Annotated in this window: 17 protein-coding genes and 1 pseudogene; 6 read left to right on the top strand and 12 right to left on the bottom strand. The window is 47.8% G+C overall.

Annotation, left to right across the window (positions count from 1 at the left end):
* From VM802_RS31350 to VM802_RS31320, 7 genes and pseudogenes are all read right to left on the bottom strand, one after another.
* A pseudogene (locus VM802_RS31350) lies at positions 1-181 on the bottom strand (serine hydrolase); the annotation flags it as partial.
* 140 nt (positions 182-321) lie between these two features.
* Entirely contained in the window at positions 322-1,050 is a 729-nt protein-coding gene (gene bshB1 / locus VM802_RS31345) for a bacillithiol biosynthesis deacetylase BshB1 (protein WP_325538344.1), read from the bottom strand.
* Between the two features lie 45 nt (positions 1,051-1,095).
* Entirely contained in the window at positions 1,096-1,596 is a 501-nt protein-coding gene (locus VM802_RS31340) for a hypothetical protein (RefSeq protein ID WP_325538342.1), read from the bottom strand.
* Between the two features lie 43 nt (positions 1,597-1,639).
* Positions 1,640-2,263 carry a DUF4294 domain-containing protein gene (locus VM802_RS31335; protein ID WP_325538340.1) on the bottom strand — a complete coding sequence of 208 codons (624 nt, stop codon included), beginning with the start codon at positions 2,261-2,263 and terminating at the stop codon, positions 1,640-1,642.
* Positions 2,264-2,343: 80 nt separating this feature from the next.
* Positions 2,344-3,345, bottom strand: coding sequence for an alpha/beta hydrolase (locus tag VM802_RS31330; RefSeq protein ID WP_325538338.1), 1,002 nt, complete (start codon positions 3,343-3,345; stop codon positions 2,344-2,346).
* A gap of 152 nt (positions 3,346-3,497) precedes the next feature.
* The gene (ccsA, locus tag VM802_RS31325; RefSeq protein WP_325538336.1) at positions 3,498-5,987 is read right to left on the bottom strand and encodes a cytochrome c biogenesis protein CcsA; all 2,490 of its coding nucleotides are present in this window, start codon (positions 5,985-5,987) and stop codon (positions 3,498-3,500) included.
* 127 nt (positions 5,988-6,114) lie between these two features.
* On the bottom strand, positions 6,115-6,513 hold the full coding sequence (locus VM802_RS31320) for a cytochrome c maturation protein CcmE domain-containing protein (protein WP_325538334.1): 399 nt from the start codon (positions 6,511-6,513) through the stop codon (positions 6,115-6,117).
* A 240-nt stretch (positions 6,514-6,753) separates the two neighbouring features.
* Here VM802_RS31320 and VM802_RS31315 point away from each other — a divergent pair, with 240 nt between their 5' ends.
* Genes VM802_RS31315 through VM802_RS31305 form a run of 3 tightly spaced genes read left to right on the top strand, consistent with a single transcriptional unit; the run spans position 6,754 to position 9,714 of the window.
* Positions 6,754-7,803 (top strand): agmatinase family protein, encoded by a 1,050-nt coding sequence (locus VM802_RS31315; protein ID WP_325538332.1) that lies wholly within the window; start codon positions 6,754-6,756, stop codon positions 7,801-7,803.
* A gap of 12 nt (positions 7,804-7,815) precedes the next feature.
* A complete protein-coding gene (locus VM802_RS31310) occupies positions 7,816-8,397 on the top strand; it encodes a hypothetical protein (protein ID WP_325538330.1) in 582 nt (193 codons plus the stop codon).
* Between the two features lie 18 nt (positions 8,398-8,415).
* Positions 8,416-9,714 (top strand): radical SAM family protein, encoded by a 1,299-nt coding sequence (locus VM802_RS31305; RefSeq protein ID WP_325538328.1) that lies wholly within the window; start codon positions 8,416-8,418, stop codon positions 9,712-9,714.
* On the opposite strand, the gene VM802_RS31300 is transcribed toward VM802_RS31305, so the two are convergent.
* Both VM802_RS31300 and VM802_RS31295 read right to left on the bottom strand, forming a co-directional pair.
* Positions 9,711-10,637 carry an AraC family transcriptional regulator gene (locus VM802_RS31300; protein WP_325538326.1) on the bottom strand — a complete coding sequence of 309 codons (927 nt, stop codon included), beginning with the start codon at positions 10,635-10,637 and terminating at the stop codon, positions 9,711-9,713. The two genes, VM802_RS31305 and VM802_RS31300, sit on opposite strands and share 4 nt — an antisense overlap.
* Positions 10,638-10,715: 78 nt before the next feature.
* On the bottom strand, positions 10,716-11,951 hold the full coding sequence (locus VM802_RS31295; protein ID WP_325538325.1) for an MFS transporter: 1,236 nt from the start codon (positions 11,949-11,951) through the stop codon (positions 10,716-10,718).
* Between the two features lie 143 nt (positions 11,952-12,094).
* Here VM802_RS31295 and VM802_RS31290 point away from each other — a divergent pair, with 143 nt between their 5' ends.
* From VM802_RS31290 to VM802_RS31280, 3 genes are all read left to right on the top strand, one after another.
* Entirely contained in the window at positions 12,095-12,985 is an 891-nt protein-coding gene (locus VM802_RS31290) for a hypothetical protein (RefSeq protein ID WP_325538323.1), read from the top strand.
* 235 nt (positions 12,986-13,220) lie between these two features.
* Positions 13,221-14,675, top strand: coding sequence for a DUF5723 family protein (locus tag VM802_RS31285; RefSeq protein WP_325538346.1), 1,455 nt, complete (start codon positions 13,221-13,223; stop codon positions 14,673-14,675).
* A gap of 6 nt (positions 14,676-14,681) precedes the next feature.
* Positions 14,682-15,971 carry a bifunctional folylpolyglutamate synthase/dihydrofolate synthase gene (locus VM802_RS31280; protein WP_325538321.1) on the top strand — a complete coding sequence of 430 codons (1,290 nt, stop codon included), beginning with the start codon at positions 14,682-14,684 and terminating at the stop codon, positions 15,969-15,971.
* Position 15,972: 1 nt separating this feature from the next.
* Here VM802_RS31280 and VM802_RS31275 read toward each other — a convergent pair whose 3' ends face one another.
* From VM802_RS31275 to VM802_RS31265, 3 genes are read right to left on the bottom strand one after another with little or no spacing between them, the layout of a single operon-like run.
* Positions 15,973-16,524 carry an NUDIX hydrolase gene (locus VM802_RS31275; RefSeq protein WP_325538319.1) on the bottom strand — a complete coding sequence of 184 codons (552 nt, stop codon included), beginning with the start codon at positions 16,522-16,524 and terminating at the stop codon, positions 15,973-15,975.
* Between the two features lie 16 nt (positions 16,525-16,540).
* A complete protein-coding gene (locus VM802_RS31270; protein WP_325538317.1) occupies positions 16,541-17,068 on the bottom strand; it encodes a YfiT family bacillithiol transferase in 528 nt (175 codons plus the stop codon).
* 8 nt (positions 17,069-17,076) lie between these two features.
* A complete protein-coding gene (locus VM802_RS31265; RefSeq protein ID WP_325538315.1) occupies positions 17,077-17,934 on the bottom strand; it encodes an ABC transporter ATP-binding protein in 858 nt (285 codons plus the stop codon).
* Positions 17,935-18,101 lie beyond the last annotated feature (167 nt).

Raw genomic sequence — 18,101 nt, 5'->3', positions numbered from 1 at the left:
GAAATAACGAATCTGCATTTATGGCTGCCGTGCTGCCCCTCTTCAAATGATGAACATAAATACCCGCCTGCCCATGATGAGCCGCCAGCAAAGGCCGCAGCAGTTCGGTAAGACGCTTGTCCGTCTTTTGTGCATGTACCTGCACACATAAGAGTAACAGAAAAAATGACAGGAGCTTCATGATTTTTTTATTTTTCTATTTTGGTATTTAGTTATTTAAAATGCAGCGGAGATCTGTTATTGATTAATAAAATAATAAACCAGATCTCCGCTGCATTTTAAATAACTAAATACCAAAATAAAAAAATAATCAAATCTTCCTCAGGTGGTGATATTAATAAGATCATTGAAATCACGGATACCGATCATTTTGGCTGACGTATAGCCTTCAGCGTAGTCTACCCCTACCATCTTGCCCAGCATCTTCGCACGGTAAACAACACTGTCAAAGAAACCGGAGCCAGAGATATACGTCTGCGGCTCATGATCCTTCGGCGCCAGAAACTGGGAGCTGAAGCTCTTGATGGCCTCCAGCTTCCTTTCTATTACAGGCGTAATATCCACTACAAAATCCGGCTCATGGTAACGGTCCTGCATGAAATGAAACACCTGCTTGGGCCGCCATGCTTCCTGCGGCTGACCATCCAGCTCTGTAGCTATCTTTCTCAATCCCGCCAGAAAACAACTATCCGCAATCAGTTTGCCGGCACGGCCATGATCCGGATGACGGTCATCCATCGCATTGGCCAACACTATATCCGGTCTGAATTTCCTTATCGCCCTGATAATAGCCATCTGCTCCATAGTATCATTGCGGAAGAAACCATCCGCCAGGCCCAGGTTTTCACGTACCTCTAATCCCATAATCTTTGCAGCAGCCATCGCCTCCTGCTCACGAAGCTCCGGAGTACCACGGGTTCCCAGCTCTCCGCGGGTAAGATCCACTACGCCCACCTTCATGCCTCTCTCAGCATGCACCATTAATGTTCCTGCACACCCCAGCTCAACATCATCAGGGTGCACAGCTATTGCAAGTATATCCAGTTTCATGTGCTGTAAATTGAGGTGCAAAGATGGGAAATTATTCGGTACGCATCACTCCTCTGTGCTGATAATCAATACCCCCGCTTTCTTGCCATTTATCTGGAATTTTTTCTGCAATTGCCTGGGAGTAAGTATTTCCAGGGAAATGAATGTTTTCTTATCGAGGGTCATCAACCGGGCTTCACCAACCGGACTAACAGGCTTATTGTTAATGATATAACAGAAACTGCTGTCATTTCCATAGCGCTTCAGCAGCTGATCATAAGCGGGAGACGCTTCACTGAATAATTTATTGATACGCCTGCGCGCAAAGGGTTTGGTTTCGATATATACAACGCCGTTAGCAGCCTGTGGGCCATATTTGTCAACAGCCTTCTGTCCTTTGGCTACGGTGATACTGGCTAGCTGGTCAGGGGAGATTTTCTCTAAAGCAGCGGATGTGGTCTGTACGCTGTCTATTACATATACTGTAGGCGCATCCTCTTCAGATTGGGCAACGGCGCCAAAGGAAACCGTCACGAGACAACAAAAAATCATCCATGCTTTCTTCATACATACCAGCCTTTAATCAACTGTACCAACGAAGATAACTGAATTAATTATAGGCACGGTAATGCTGATACAATTCCAGCTCCTGCACAATGACCTCAATATCCCTGTCTTCCTCCTTGTCATATCCACTTTTCAGGTTGCCTCCGAAGAAAAAGGCTACGGTCTGCCATACCCTCGCATTGAAGCCGCCTTTCAGCTCTTTGATAATTTCAAAGCAATTCTGACCGGTTTCACGGTCGATGAGTTTCATCAGCACTTTGCCCTGGTAAACGGAAAGATTCTGCAATTTGTCGCCAAACTGGGCCTTCATCTCCTTTTCCTTGGACGACAAATACTCCTTCCGTTCCCTTTTCGACTGCATAGTGGCCAGGCGGCCATTTACGTCTTTCAGAATACGTGCAGCAGATTTAGCGTAAGGGTAGGTAACATATACTGCGTTGCGGAGGCGGCTCCAGCGCTCGCGTTCCTTACGCAGCGCCTTCGGCATCTTTTCCACCACATCAAAAATAGCAAGGGTAATAACCGGGATAGTATCGCGTCCCACCACAACGGCGTGCAGCGGGATGGAGTCGGCTCCATGTGCCTCCTGCGCCATCGCCCTACCGTAAGATAAGGCCACACCTGACATCACAGTAAAGGCTATAAAGATATTTCTCAGGAAGCGCATATTCAATTAACGTACTATCAAAGTGAATGTTACCACAATTTAAAAAAGATTTTCAGATTCGTCGATAACTAAAAATCGGGTTACTCCTGTGGTTTCATTTTCAGCTTATTAATGGCAAAATCGGCCACAGCATTCTTCACAGCAGGCAGATCGTGCGCCGTCAGATAGCAGCCGATCACATGTGCGCCCGCATTCGGAATAGCGATAGCTTCCTTCAGGCTGTCAGGTGTACCCAGCTCCTTTTCCATGGCCAGTATAGCCGATACGCGCACAGTAGGGTCCTGGTGCTGCTCATCCTTGTAGTAATACAGGTTAAGCACCGGCTGATGTACCTGGTGAAAAGTCGCCGGCACCATCGTGGATTCCAGCAGATTTTCCAGCTGTACCACCGCCTCCAGCCGATAACGGGTATTCCAGTATTGCGCCCTCACCGCGTTGGTATCTTTTGAATCCCTGAAGTTGCCCTTGCTGACAAACCTCGCCAGCTGTAACCCCCAGGGATCATTAGCCAGGAAGGCCAGCTTGTCATTAATGGCAATATTGGGCGACATATTAATCAATGCATAAACATCATCCGGGAAAGCTGCTGCCAGCTTAAGGCCCAGCGTAGCGCCCGTAGACGTACCCATAATGATCACTTTGTCTCCTAAAGCTTTCCCGATACGCAGCGCTTCCTTGGCATCGCGCCAGAGCCCTTCTGCGGTAGTCTGTAATAAAGGATCAGAGGTATCCACACCGTGGCCGTCGAGCCGCGACAAATACATATTACAACCAAAACGCTTTGCAAAATCGCGGTGTATAGGGTTGCCTTCTTCCTGGCTGGCTGAGAACCCGTGCAGATAAACGATGGAATAAGGCGTTTTCCGGAAAGCGGAATCAAACCAGATAACACGCGCCTGGTTGTCGGGTTTCAGTTGATGCTGTGCTTCCCTCGCGCTGATAAACTGCTCCAGCGCCGGACCGGCAGCAGGAACAACAGGAACGTCATTACTGTAAACAGGCCTGGCCGGCCTTGGCCCAACGATATATACCACTGCAAGCGAAGCTATAACGATCAGGAGTATACGAAACCACCTTCTCATAGTATTTAATTATTTAGGGATTTGCGGATTTAGGAATTTAGGAATTTTTAAATGTAGCGAAGATTAATTTTTGTTTAAAATAATACAACAAAACATGATCTTCGCCACATTTAAAAATTCCTAAATTCCTAAATCCACAAATCCCTAAATAATTAAATGCCTTTCTTGCTTGCGCGCTGATAGATACTCATCGCAGTTCCTGTTACCATCACGATAACACCCAGCCACAGTACATTGATATAAGGGAATATCAATGCCTTCATCACCACATAGTCACTGGTGCTGCTGGCTTCTTTCACCTTCAGTTCTATCTTGTTGTCTGCCGGGAGGATCTTGGAGAATCGTACATTCAATGCCAGCGGCGCCAATGTATCTTCCACGCTGTACTGGTAGCTGCTGTCGCGGATAAAATATACAGGCTGCAGTTTGAAATGGTCATCCGTCTGCGTATACACTTCAAGTTCTGCGCCCACAGCGAGATCCCCATTCTGCGGAATATAGTTCCTATTCTTAGGTTGTGTATTCAGCCCTTTCAGTACAATGAAGCCTTTGGAGAAGAATACAGAATCGCCCTGTTTCATCTCGTGGGTAGTATACGGTGTGGTATCAGCTTTTGCAGCTTCCTCCTTGTTAGGTGCTGCAGAAACATAGGTGAATACGTCCCTGGTAAGATAATGTTTGGATGCCGGGTTGGAAGAAAGTGCATTTTCCTTTTTGTTTACAAATGCATCAGGATACAGGCTGAATCTTTCAACAACAGCGCCGGTATTCTTATCCCTTCTTTCATAGCGCATTTTGTAATATGTTTTCGGATCGCCGGATGCAGTGGAGTCTCCTGCATAGGTAACGTGGTATTCACCCATCTGCACCTGAACATCACGTGGCAGCATGATATTCTCACGCGGATTCTGCTTGCTCTCCTTGGAGAAGAAACCATCGTTCAGCATCTTCATGCGGTCAATGGAAATCACTTCCTTCTTGGCAGAAGAAATCAATACACCCAGCAGCACCATCCCAAAACCGATATGCGCAACAGAAGCGCCGGCAGATTTCATTTTGCCGTGCAGCCCCGTAATGATATAGCTAAAGTTGCCGACTATCGCATATATGCTGGCAAACAGCATGATGTAGATAGCGCTCAGGAAGCCCGCCCCGTAAGTATCATAGGTGATAGTACCTTTCCAGGCTACCAACCCGGTAAGCAACAGCGAGAGGAGTGTTGGCATCCAGATCTTCCTGGTAAAGACGCCGCGCGGTGTATCCTTATATTTAAGGTATTGCACAATAGCAGTGAGTATACCCAGCACAATGGCAATCCAGATCTGTATTTTATTGTAATGGAAAATACTGTCTGAAGGCGGCGCAATATCATCCATTTTGAAAAGACCCTTCAGTCCTGTTATGCTCAACAGTTTGTTCCATACAGGAATAGAAGTGGTAAAGGTGATCTGAATACCTGCAATCAGCATAATCAGTGCGCCTACAAATAGCCAGAATTCACGGGAATAAGTACTTTCCTCTTTATTCACAGCAGGTATTTCTTTCCGGCGTATAATCAGCAAAGCAATAGACGGAATAGTGAATACCAGTATAGAAAATAGCAGCTGCGCTGTCATACCCATATCCGTAAAGGAGTGTACGGAAGTATCTCCCAGAATGCCGCTCTTGGTAAGGAAAGATGAATAAAGGATCAGCACATAGGAAATAAAGAAGAAGAAAAAAGTGGATTTGAGCGCATGCCCGCTATGCTTGTACGCCAAAAGAGTATGCAGGCCGGCCACCATCGTAAGCCACGGAACAAGCGAGGCATTTTCAACAGGGTCCCATGCCCAGTATCCGCCGAAGTTAAGCGATTCATATGCCCATGCAGCGCCCATCATGATACCAGTTCCAAGCAGCATAATGGCAAAAAGAACCCAGGGCAACACTGGCTTGATCCAGGATTTATAATCACGGGTCCAGAGACCGGCGAAAGCAAAAGCGAAAGGTATGATCATGGAAGCGAAACCCAGGAACAATACCGGCGGATGGATCACCATCCAGTAGTTCTGCAGGGTTACGTTCAGCCCATTCCCGTCGTGGATGTGCTCCAGGTAGTTGGCTTGCTGGAATATAGGCGCCGCCTGGTTTTCCGCGGCCTGGCGAAGCAGCATAAACGGATTGCTACCCACCTTATAATCCAGGATATAGACACCCAGCAACATGCTGGCCATAATCACCTGTGCCAGGGAGAAAACGCTCATTACAGGCGCTTCCCAGTTCTTTGAAGTACGGATAAGGATAATACCCAGGATACTGTTCCAGATGCTCCAGAGCAGGAAGCTGCCTTCCTGGTCAGACCAGAGGCTGGAGAGCAGATATTGGATAGGCAGGTCACGCGATGTATTCCGCCATGCATATTTATACTCGAAATAATGATTATACAGGATGTAATAGAGACAACTGAAGACTGCAATAACCGCTGCAGATTGGATAACGAAAGACCAGCGGGCCAGCTTCTTCCAGGAATACTGTAATTCAGGCTCTTTAATTTTTACCACCATGTAATAAGAAACGGCGGCTACGATCGATGCTACAAATGCCAGAATGGCGAAAAAATGACCTAATTGGCCCGGTAATAAATGTTCCCCTACAAACTTCATGAGAGATGGATATATAATGAGGGATTTATCTATTTTGATATTTTGATATTCAGTTATTTAGTTACAGTACAAGATGCATAACTGTAATTAAATACCTAAATACCAAAATAAATAAATCCAAAAATATTTAAAGCTGTTTGCTGCTCATCGCAACCTGGTCATCCTTATACTTGGAAGGACATTTCATGAGGATCTTACTGCAATGGAACTCGTTACCCTCCATTTTACCGGTAAGCACTACCGATTCCGCCTTTTCAAAATCTGTAGGTTTAGCGCCGAAAAAAACCACTTTACGGGTTTCGCCGGATTTATCGTGAACGTAAAAACTGAATAAATTCGCATCCTTAACAGGATCATAGTGCATGGCCTGAAGGGTATCTAATTTCCCGATTACATGAAATTCTTTACCTTCTTTCTCACGGGCTGTTGCAAACGTCTCATAAGTACTGAAATCGCCTACCATTGTTACGACAACTCCAATCGCAACAGCAATTACCACCAGCAGAATTATATTTGTTTTTTTCATATGAAAATTATCTTCCCTATTGTTTGACACAGACTCTGAAAGCCTTTACCAGCAACACTTTTACCTATCCGTCTTCCCGCCTGCATTTATCTCCTTCCGATTAACCCCGCAAAATTAACTCAAAATGAGTTTTAACGGACATTTTTTATATAAAAGGCAATTCTTTTTCCGGGAAGGAAGGCTGTAAGTAAACATAATCCTATCTTTGCGGGCGAAATTTTAGAAAAGTAAGATTATATCATGGCTGATTTATCTCAATTCGACCCCAATTCGGTCGGTTTGTTGTCCAACAACATCTTCGGGTTGCCTTTCACAGAAGAGGAAGCAAGACTGGTATTGCTGCCAGTTCCCTGGGAAGTAACCGTATCTTATAATAATGGTACAGCCCGCGGCCCGGAACATATTTTCAGGGCCTCCCTCCAGGTTGACCTGTATGATGCGGATGTAAAAGATGGCTGGAAACAGGGTTTCTTCATGCGGGAACCAGACAAACACCTGCTCCTCCGCAGCGACTACCTCCGCAAAGAGGCCGAACTGTACCTGAAATTCCTGACCGAAGGCGGCGACATTTCTGAGAATGAATTCCTGAAAAAAACAGTGGTAGACGTTAACAACGGTACCAGGGCCATGAATGAGTGGGTATACACCCAAACCAAAGGAATGCTGGAAAAAGGCAAACTGGTGGCGCTCGTTGGCGGCGACCACAGTACTCCGTTGGGCTTCTTCAAAGCCATCGGCGAACACAAAGGCGATTTCGGTATCCTTCAGATAGATGCCCATTGCGACCTGCGCGACAGCTACGAAGGCTTCAAATACTCCCACGCATCCATCATGTTCAACGCGCTGGCCGAAGTGCCACAGCTGCAGAAACTTGTACAGGTGGGCATCCGCGACTATTGCGAAGAAGAAGCAGACTACATCACCAACAGCAACGGCCGCGTGGTTACTTACTTCGATAAGGATATTAAAGAAAGACAATATGAAGGCGAAACCTGGAAATCAATCTGCGACAGCATTGTAGCCAATCTGCCGCAACAGGTCTTCATCAGTTTCGATATAGATGGGCTGGACCCCAAATTATGCCCGCATACCGGTACCCCGGTAGCTGGCGGTTTCGAAACCGAACAGGTATACTACCTGTTCAAACGCATACTGGCAAGCGGCCGTCAGCTGATAGGCTTTGACCTCAACGAGGTAAGTGCCTCCCATACCGACTGGGATGCTAACGTAGGCGCCAGGGTACTGTTCAAATTATGTAACCTGCTGGTGAGCGCTAATACACAATCATAATTTATGTACAGTTTGCGCATCATAAATCCCGGAGCTGCTAAAAGGCTCCGGTTGCTACCGGTCATGCACGGCCTGATAGGCATCCTGTTCCTGTTCAATGCCATTGGGGCATACCGCGGGTCAGCACAGCCAAACTGGGTACTGGCAGGCTTTTTCATCATACTGGGAATCGCATGCCTGTCGTTCCCGTTTATGATGAAGCGCTTTAAAAAATTCAATGAAGCCAACAGCGTAGCAAGATTGGTACAGGTGTTCGTATGCCTCACAGCCAGCCTCTACTTTCTGTCGCACCTCCAGCCCATTACAGGGCTCCTCTTGCTTATTGTGGGTATCGGCCTGGCTTATATCGGCTGGATCGAGTATAAGATCTTTCAGCCCGTATCCGTAAAGATAGACACCACCGGCATTACTGTGCCTGCTACCTTTTCTCCCAGGCTCATTGGCTGGAACGAGCTGAATAACGTAATTTTACGTAACGACCTGCTCACGATTGATTTTAAAAATAATCGCATACTGCAACTGGAAATACTCGATGAACCCGGACAGGAAAAAAGAGAAGAGCTGAACGCTTTCTTCAAAAGCAGGATAATTTAGAATTCATAACCACAGATAATGTTAAAACAAACGCCATACATTTTATATTCCGACGGTAAAGGAAACATCTTTGAAGATACCACCATGCATGTAACCGGCCGCAGTGGCTGGGATGCGTGGCCCGTAGATCCGGAAGAATGGATCGAATTACCGGACGGAGGTAACTTGTATGAACTGCCCGGACGACGCGGTATCGGCATCAACGCTAAAACCGGCGAGATGCAGCTCTGCGAAAAAGGCTGGGCAGTAGCAGCTTTCATTCCACCGGCACATACAGGCTTTTACCTGGCTGCATATGAAACAATGCCCGATGCACCCACCCTGCCGCTATTCTGCTACACCGCAGTAGGCTGGCTCGATGGTAAATTCTATGTACCTGCTACCCGCATTGAATCAGATATCAGACAGGAATGCGCCGGCTTCGATGCTAAGAAAGTGAAGCAGGGTGTAAAACAGCTCATGGCGGCATATCCGCACAACAGACTGGTACAGCACCTGGCAGAAAACTGCGCACTTACTTACGAATGTCCTGCCGCCCGTAACTATTTCATGGGAAGATGGGAATGCCCCATTCCTTCCTCTCCGGCATGTAACGCTAACTGTATCGGATGCATCTCCTTCCAGCCGGAAGAAGAAACAATCGTATCCACACAGGACCGCCTCCGCTTCAAGCCTACCGCCGAAGAAATCGTGGAATACACCGTGCCCCACCTCGAATCCGCACCATATCCCATCGTGAGCTTTGGCCAGGGATGCGAAGGCGAACCCCTGCTGATGTGGGAAACCATCCGCGAATCCATTAAAGAGATCCGCAAACATACCAGCAAGGGAAGCATCAACATCAACACAAACGGCAGCAAACCCGATGCAGTACGCGCACTCTGTGAAGCAGGACTGAACAGCATCCGCGTGAGCCTCAACTCTGCACAGGAAAGGTTCTATACGCCTTATTACCGTCCCAATAACTACGTATTCCAGGACATCATTGAAAGCCTGAAAGTAGTACGCGAATTTGGCGGCTGGACCTCTATCAATTACTTTGTATTTCCGGGAATGACCGACAGTGTGGAAGAATATGAAGCATTGCGTAGCCTGATCCGTGAAACAGGCCTGAACATGATACAGTGGAGGAATTTCAATATCGATCCGGACTGGTACCTCGGCAAACTGGGCCTCACCGAAACCGGTGAGTGCATGGGCGTAAAACAATTACAGGAACTGATACACGAAGAGTTCCCTGATCTGAAATTCGGTTACTTCAATCCGCCAATGGAACGTATTAAAGGCGATTACCTGAACGACTTCGCTCACCACTAAAACGTATTTTCCCATTCAGCTACATAGCCACTCCTGTGCGCGTTCTCTTGCCCGAAACGGTATTTACGCGCATAGGCTGATGGCGACATCCCCGTTACCTTGCGGAACACACGGTTAAAAGTCACAGGGTTGTTATAACCCGTGGCATAAGCCACCGCCGCAATACTCTCCCCTTCCCCGTTGATAATCTTCTTACACGCCTCATTGATCCTGATCTCATTCAGAAAACCCAGATAAGTTTTACGTGTATGCTTCTTGAAATACTTACAAAACGCATAAGTGGTCAGATGCGCTACTGATGCAATCTTCGTCAGGGTTATATTTTCAGCGTAATGTTCCAGCGTATACTGGTAAATATCATTCATGCGCAATCCCTCCGATTCGCTGTAGGCATGCCTGGAAAAACCCGTAGACAACGACTTCCAGTCGTTCGCCTGCTTGGAGAAGAAATTGAGCAGCGACAGAAAGGCAAGTAACCGCTCTACCCCGTTCAGTTGATTAAGGCGCAGAATATCCGCAGCAGCTTTTTCCTGCGCCACTTGCGGCAGCTGCAGGTTATACCGCGTAAGCTGCAGAAACTTCCTCACCGCTTCCATTTCTGGCAACGCCAGCGCGCCTTGCAGCGCATGTTCATGATCGAAGAAGATATGAATGGCGTGGATATTTTTCTCGTGCGCATTCTTGTAGTGGCTGGCGTCACTTTTAAACATATGCGGCTGGTTCGCGCCAATCACATATACATCCCCCGCCTTGCAGGGCTGCGTAGTGCTACCCACAATGAGCGTACCCTCACCTTTGATGATCAGCGTTATCTGCGCTTCCTGGTGGCGGTGCAGGTAGTTATAAAGGTATGGGAGTATATCTTCCTGTATCACCACAGAACCAGCAGCAGCAACAGGAATTGTAAATTGGATCACTTTCATTTACCAATTTTACTCCTTTTTTCGCAAAAAATGCGTTTTCAGGACAATATCCGTAAACTATTACACAATTTTTATTGTTCAAGGCGCCGCCATACGCATCTCCTGTACCGTCATTTTCTTCTGTATCCACAGGAACCCGAAACCGGTAAGCAATACCGTAACAGCCGTGATCAGCCACCAGGGCCTGAAACCCAGGTGCTCCACCACAAAAGCACCCGTTGTCGGCGATACAATATTGGCCACAGAATAGGAAATAGTGTACAATGCAGCATACTGTCCACGGTTATGTTCCTTACTTCTTGAAATCCAGAAACTGTTCATAAAAGGTAGACAGAACATTTCCCCAAAAGTGATAATAAGCATGAACAACGCCGCCACAAACCATACCGGTGGCAATACGCAGAACAAGATGTAAGCGGCACAGATCATGACCGTACCTCTGGCCACATATACCAGGTTAGGCCTCTTTCCATCCAGGTTAAATACCATCACCATTTCCACCATCGCAATGAGAATACCATTCACAGACATATTGAGACCGATAGCCCACTCTTCGAGATGTATTTCCTCTTTCATATACAAGGGTACAATGCTCGAGAACTGGAAAAGGCAAATGGCATTCAGCATACCAAAAAACAGGAACCACAAATAATAATGGTCATGCCATACCTTGTCGCCCTTTTGCCTGGCCACCACTGTCTTGGCAGGCTTCGCAGGAGCAGGCACGGGCGGCAGAAAAACACGCATCAGTATAGCTGCTGCCATACAGGTGAATCCATCTACCCAAAACAATAACTGATAACTGAAACTGGCAAGTATACCTCCCAACGCCGGCCCTACAGACCAACCAAGATTTACCGCCAGCCTGTTAAGCGCATAGGAACGCGTGCGGTTCTCAGGAGCGCTGTAAGCCGCAATAGCAATGCTGTTGGCAGGTCTGAAGGCATCGCCCACAGAACTCATTACAAATACGCACACACATATCTGCGGAAAAGTGCGCATCTGTCCCAATAAAAGGAACAATAAACCGTTAGAGAAGAGGCTCCAGAACTGTACCTGGTAAAATCCGATTTTGTCTGACAGCCATCCGCCAAGCAGTGCACCCACAATGGCGCCCGTGCCAAAACAAGCCATCACAAGGCCGGCCTGAGCGATGGAAAAATGCAGATGCTGTGTTAGATAAACGGTCATAAAAGGAATTACCATAGTGCCGCTTCTGTTGATAAGCAACACAAGCGATAACCACCAGGTGGCCCGGGAAAGGCCAGTGTAGGCATTCTGATAAAGACGGATCGTTTGTTTAAACAGGTTCATAAGTTCAGCACAAGTAAAAAGTGTATCAAAGCGGGGATAACAGCATGATTTTTGCAAAGATGGCAAATTCAATCTGTACGATATATAAATTTTTTCGATCAAAAGTTTAACTTTGATCAAAACCAGCGCTCAACAAGGCTATCATGGAGGAACAAAACCGTACTAAAAATATCAAGGCTTTCGGAGTTACCATTGGCGTACATGCGTTACTGTTAGTAGCGTTCCTGTTTGCTGGATTTTCTGCGCCGCCGCCATTGCCCGATCAGGATCTGGGAATGGAAGTAAACCTGGGTACATCAGATCAAGGTATGGGAGATGTTCAGCCATTGAATCCTAATCCACCCAGTGCTGACACCCCTACACCCGCACCTGCCGAAAACGAAGCGCCGGCTGCAAAAGAAGCTACCGAACCACCACAGGATATAGCCACCGACGAAGACGACAAAGAAGCGCCTCCCGTAGTGAAAAAGCCGGAAAAACCAGTAGAAAAACCCAAAGAATTGCCTAAAAAGCTGGAACCTAAACCGGAAAAACCAGCCAAAAAGCATAATGATAACCCACCCGCACCTCCGGCGCCTGCACCCAAGCCTAAAGCCGTATTCTCAGGAGGTACGCACACCGGTGCTAATAGCGGTAACGGTGCCAATGGCTCCAATAACTCCACCGGCGAAGGTAACACCGGCAAACCCGGCGACCGCGGCCAGATAAATGGAGACCCTAACGCCAAGGGATATACGGGCGGCGGACTCGGCGGCGGCCGTTCCGATTTTCATTTGAATGGAAGAAACCTTATCGGCAGGCCACAGGTAACCTTTGATGGTACCGAATCTGGCTATGTCGCCATCAATATAAAAGTGAATCAGCAAGGGAATGTGATTTCCGCGACTTTCAGTATGAGAGGTTCCACCCTCAGTAATCCCCAGTTGATAGAAATTGCAAAGAGAGCTGCCGGGCAGCTGAAATACAATGCTAATCCGGATGCACCCGAAGAACAATTCGGTACCATTCGTTTCTTTTTCAAAGCCTCACTGTGATTCTTTGTGATTTATCAGATTTTCCTGATGAACGAATAATGATGTTATCTGAGGAGCAAAGATCATGTTATGATGATTATGCAATATCATGGCTATTATAGATGGAAGAGATGGAAGAGAGTTCTTTAAACTAATAACTATCATCAAATCATCTTTCTACAAATGATCATAACACCATCTCCCCACATCAGGGAAATCAGACAAATCAAAAAAATCACAGTCTCATTTGCCAACGATGATTGTCACCATTAACCGTATCTTTAACAACGCAATGCGTCTGTCATTGCCGTTGCTGCTGCTGTCGCACGCTGCATCAGCCCAAACCTTTCCCGGCTACCATACCAGCAATTATGCCGGTATACACGGCGTTATTTCCAATCCTGCCACCGCTGCAGGCTACCGCTACAAATGGGATGTAAATATTATCGGCGCCGACGTCAAAGCCGGCAATACCTACGCCCGCTTTCCGAAATCACTGCTATTCAACATCCCGGATACATTCAAACGCAACCGCGATTACTTCCTCGACACAGCCGCCCAACGGCAACAAAATGGCTGGGGTATGGCCGAAATCGTAATGCCCTCCATATTGTATGCGATCGATGAAAAGCAATCCGTTTCATTCATCTGGCGGCTACGCAGCAGCGGCAACGGAGGTAATGTACCCACTCCCATTGCCAACTTCTTCGGCGACAACTACCCTAATGTCAGCTATACAGGCAAAGGTCTCAACGTTGAACACACCGCCGTTACCGCCCATATGTGGAATGAATTTGGCCTCAGCTATGCCCGCGTACTCAAAAATGGCTACGACGGCCGCCTCAAAGGCGGTATCACAGTGAAAATACTGGGCGGCATCGCCGCAGGCTACGCAGCCGTTACTGATGCCGGATTTGTATTGAACACTAAACGCAATGCCACCATTACCAGCGGTATGCTTCGCTACGGCTACAGTGAACAACTGGACGACTGGCAAAAACCACCTGTCCGCAATGTAAAGTTCTTCAATAACCTCGGCGTTGGCGTAGATATCGGGTTTATATACGAATACCGCCCCGACAACGGCGGCTTCGGTCCATACGAAACATCTGATGCAGATGATTACAAGTTCCGTATAGGCGTCTCCGTTACCGACATCGGTAAGATCAGATATACAAAAGGAAAGAATAACCGGGACCTCGATCTGAGAAAAGATAATGTAGACCCCAATGCCATTACCTATAAAAAGAACGAAAGCCTGCAGCAATACGCACGGCGCCTGAACAACTACTTTACGCCGGTAGATTCTTCAGAAGAATTTGTGATGACGCTGCCTGCTGCACTGAACCTGATGGGCGACTATAACATCGACAATCGCTTCTTCGTCAGCGCCAGCGCCGTGATTGCCCTCACCGCCGGCAAACAAAGTATTACCAAAACCTATGCACTTACCCAGTTGCTCATCACACCCCGTTATGAAACCGAAATGTTCGGCGCATACCTCCCCCTGGTGATCAACCACAACGGACAGGCAGATGCCGGCGTCGGTGTCCGCTATGGCCCGCTGGTACTCGGCTCTTATAGTATTTTATCTGACCTCTTTCAACGACGCGTCAATCATGCAGATGCTTTCGTAGCTTTGCGGCTGAATCCCGGGATGTTTAAACGGAAAAGCAGCAAGGGGATAGGCTGCCCGGTGAATAATCAGTAACGCACCATGAACAACTATAAAGCTACCATTGAATACCTGTACGCGCAGCTACCCATGTTTACCAGGGTAGGCGCTGCCGCCTTCAAGGCTGATCTGCATAATACGATTGCCCTGCTGGACCAGCTGGACAATCCGCACCATAAGTTCAAAACCATCCACGTAGCAGGCACCAACGGGAAAGGCTCCTCCAGCCATATGCTGGCGGCCATCCTCCAACAGGCCGGCTATAAAACAGGACTATACACCTCTCCTCACCTGCTCGATTTCAGAGAACGTATCCGCGTAAACGGAGAAATGGTAACAGAAGATTTTGTAGTTGACTTCACAGACAAATTACGCGACCAGATTGAAAGCATCCAACCATCTTTCTTTGAAATGACGGTAGCAATGGCTTTCAGCTACTTTGCCGCGGAAGAAGTAGACATCGCCGTGATAGAAGTCGGGCTGGGCGGGCGTCTCGACAGCACCAACGTTATTACACCTGAATTGTCGCTGATCACCAATATCAGTTATGACCATAAAAATATGCTGGGCGAAACCCTTCCTGAAATAGCAGGGGAAAAAGCCGGTATTATCAAAGCAGGCATCCCGGTTGTAATCAGCGAAACACAAACGGAGATACAGCAGGTATTCACAGATAAAGCGGCATCGCTGCACGCCCCCATCCATTTTGCAGACCAGGAATGGATGGCCGATGGCAGCGCTATCGTCAGCAACCGCCTGGAACTAACGCTGATGGATACACGCCAGCAACAGATGCACCGCTTCAAACTGGATCTCAGTGGTCAGTACCAGGAAAAAAACATCATGGGGGTATTATCTTCTGTGAGAATATTACAGCACCAGGGCTGGAAGATCACCCGGGAGCATATTACCACGGCCTTATCGCATGTAAGGAAGCTCACAGGTCTCCGGGGACGCTGGGAAGTGGTCAGCGAGCACCCGCTCACCGTTGTGGATGTAGGCCACAACGAGGCCGGCATCCGGGAAGTAATGCAGCAGCTGAGCCATGTAAACTATCAGCAGCTACATATCGTTACCGGTTTCGTAAAAGACAAGGAAGTGGAAAAAGTGCTGACTTTATTCCCGGATACGGCACATTATTATTTTTGCCGTGCACAACTGCCGCGTGCCCTCGATGAAGTAACGCTGGCTGAAATGGGCGCCGCCGCAGGTCTGAAAGGCCATGCTTATCCGTCTGTACAGGCGGCATTACAGGCAGCCAGGCAGCATGCGCAATCCGATGATATGATCCTCGTGTGCGGTAGTTTCTTTATAGTAGCGGAAGCGTTGTAAATTATTTCATCTGCATCCTGCCCAGATGTAGCAGCGCATAGCAGATACAGGTTACGTGCAGGCTTTGCAGGATACTATTTTCCAGGATCAGTTGCTGCAGCTCTGAAAGGGGCATCACTACCACTTCAATTTCTTCGTTGTGGTCCAGCTGCTGATCCTGTACTTTACGGCCTCCCGTAGCCAGGAACATATGCGTAAGGTTATTGCTGGATGCAGGATTGGGCGCTACGGCGCCAAGTGAAATAACCTCCTTGAACGCATAGCCCGTTTCCTCCAGCAATTCACGCTGAATAGCCGTCAGCGGGGAAGCATCTGTGGGGTCCATGGTACCGCCGGGAATTTCCAGTATGGTCTTACCTATCCCCTGCCTGAACTGGCGGATCATAATCACCTCATTATCCTCAGTAACAGCAACGGCATTCACCCAGTCGTTATACTCCAGTACGTAATACGGTTCTATAATTTTCCCTCCCGGCGTAAGGCATTTGTCTCTGCGGGCAGTAAGCCAGCTGTCGCGGAACAGATATTCCGATTCGAGTAATTTCCAGTCCATGTCCATATAATTCAATTTACCAGTGCATTCTCTCTTTCAGCCCCCGGATATGTTCCAGGTGATGCTTTCCGTGCCAGGAATAGTTGGCTGCCTGCGTTTTAAGATTAAATACGTTTTCGTAGTCCGGATGCCTGAAGGTACGCTCCCATTGTTCCGGGCTGAGACGGTCCATCAGGTTAGTCCAGCGTGTATGCAGGGCATGTAGCAATGTGATGGATACGTTGATGGGCGTATGTGCTACATCCGGCAGTTCAGCCCAGGCAGCCTCCTCATACGGCTTGATCACCGGGCAATCTTCCGTAAGTGCCAGTTTCATACGCGTAATAGCATTGATATGACTGTCAGCCAGGTGATGCACTACCTGTGCAAGCGTCCAGCCACCAGGCCTGTAGGGTGTCTGCAGCTGGTATTCGTCAAGACGCTGAATCTCCAGCTCCACCAGGGTTGGCAGCTCGCGGATATCTTCAATGAACCCCTTGACCATTTCAGGCGTATACGCAGGCAATGCTTCAAAGCGGCCAATCGGGTATTTGAGTGCTTCCATCGGTATGATTAATCTTCCCGCAAGTCTTTGCCGGTTAGGTGAATAAATACATCTTCCAGGTTCGCTTTCTTCACTTCTTTCTGTCGCTCAAATCCTTTGGATACAAGGTTATCGATGAGTGCATCGGGAGAATCAATCGCAATGATCTGACCACTGTCTACAATGGCGCAACGGTCGCAGAGGAATTCCGCCTCGTCCATATAGTGCGTGGTAATCACCACGGTAGTACCCTGATCGCGTACCTGGCGGATCAGGTCCCAGAGATTGCGCCTGGCCTGTGGATCAAGGCCGGTGGTGGGTTCATCCAGGAAGATAATCCTGGGTTTATTGATCAGCGTAGTAGCAATGGAAAAGCGTTGCTTCTGTCCGCCGGAGAGTTCCTTGAACTTCGATTTCGCCTTGTCTTCCAGGTTAAAGAGCTTCAATAGTTCCAACGGCTGCACCGGCTGATTGTACAATCCGCCAAACATGTCGATCAGTTCCACAAGATTAAGACCAGGATAATAGCCGGAGCTTTGCAGCTGCACACCGATGATCTTCTTGATGCTGTTAGGCTCTCTGTCAAGGTCGAAGCCGCCAACAGTAACACTGCCGCCTGTTTTGTCCCGCAGCGTCTCTATGATCTCCAGCGTAGTGGATTTACCCGCGCCGTTTGGCCCCAACAGGCCGAAGATCTCATGTTCATATACATCAAAACTGATCCCTTTTACTGCCGTAAAGTCACCGTACTTCTTTACGAGGTTCTTCACCTCGATGATCTTACTCTTTTCCATACCGCCAAAGATAACTATGATTTTTTTTATTTGTACGATTCTGGTGCCGGGCGAATAGGCATCAAGTCCGTCTGTCATTCGCTTCTTCTTCACTTCATTCGATTCTCATATCAAAGAGGGAGCAAAGGCCAGTCAAAGCCCAGTTTAAAGCGCCCTTCTCTGCGTTTACCGGGTTCAGGCATAATGGTTTTTCAGGTACAAAAACAACTGTCCATCCGCTCTTTCTGCAAAAAAAAGCTGACCTTTTGGTCAGCCCCGAT

It is taken from the genome of Chitinophaga sp., from assembly GCF_035538455.1.
Lineage (GTDB): Bacteria > Bacteroidota > Bacteroidia > Chitinophagales > Chitinophagaceae > Chitinophaga.
The sequence above is the reverse complement of the archived record's forward strand: the minus strand, read 5'-3'. Positions and strand labels throughout refer to the sequence as shown.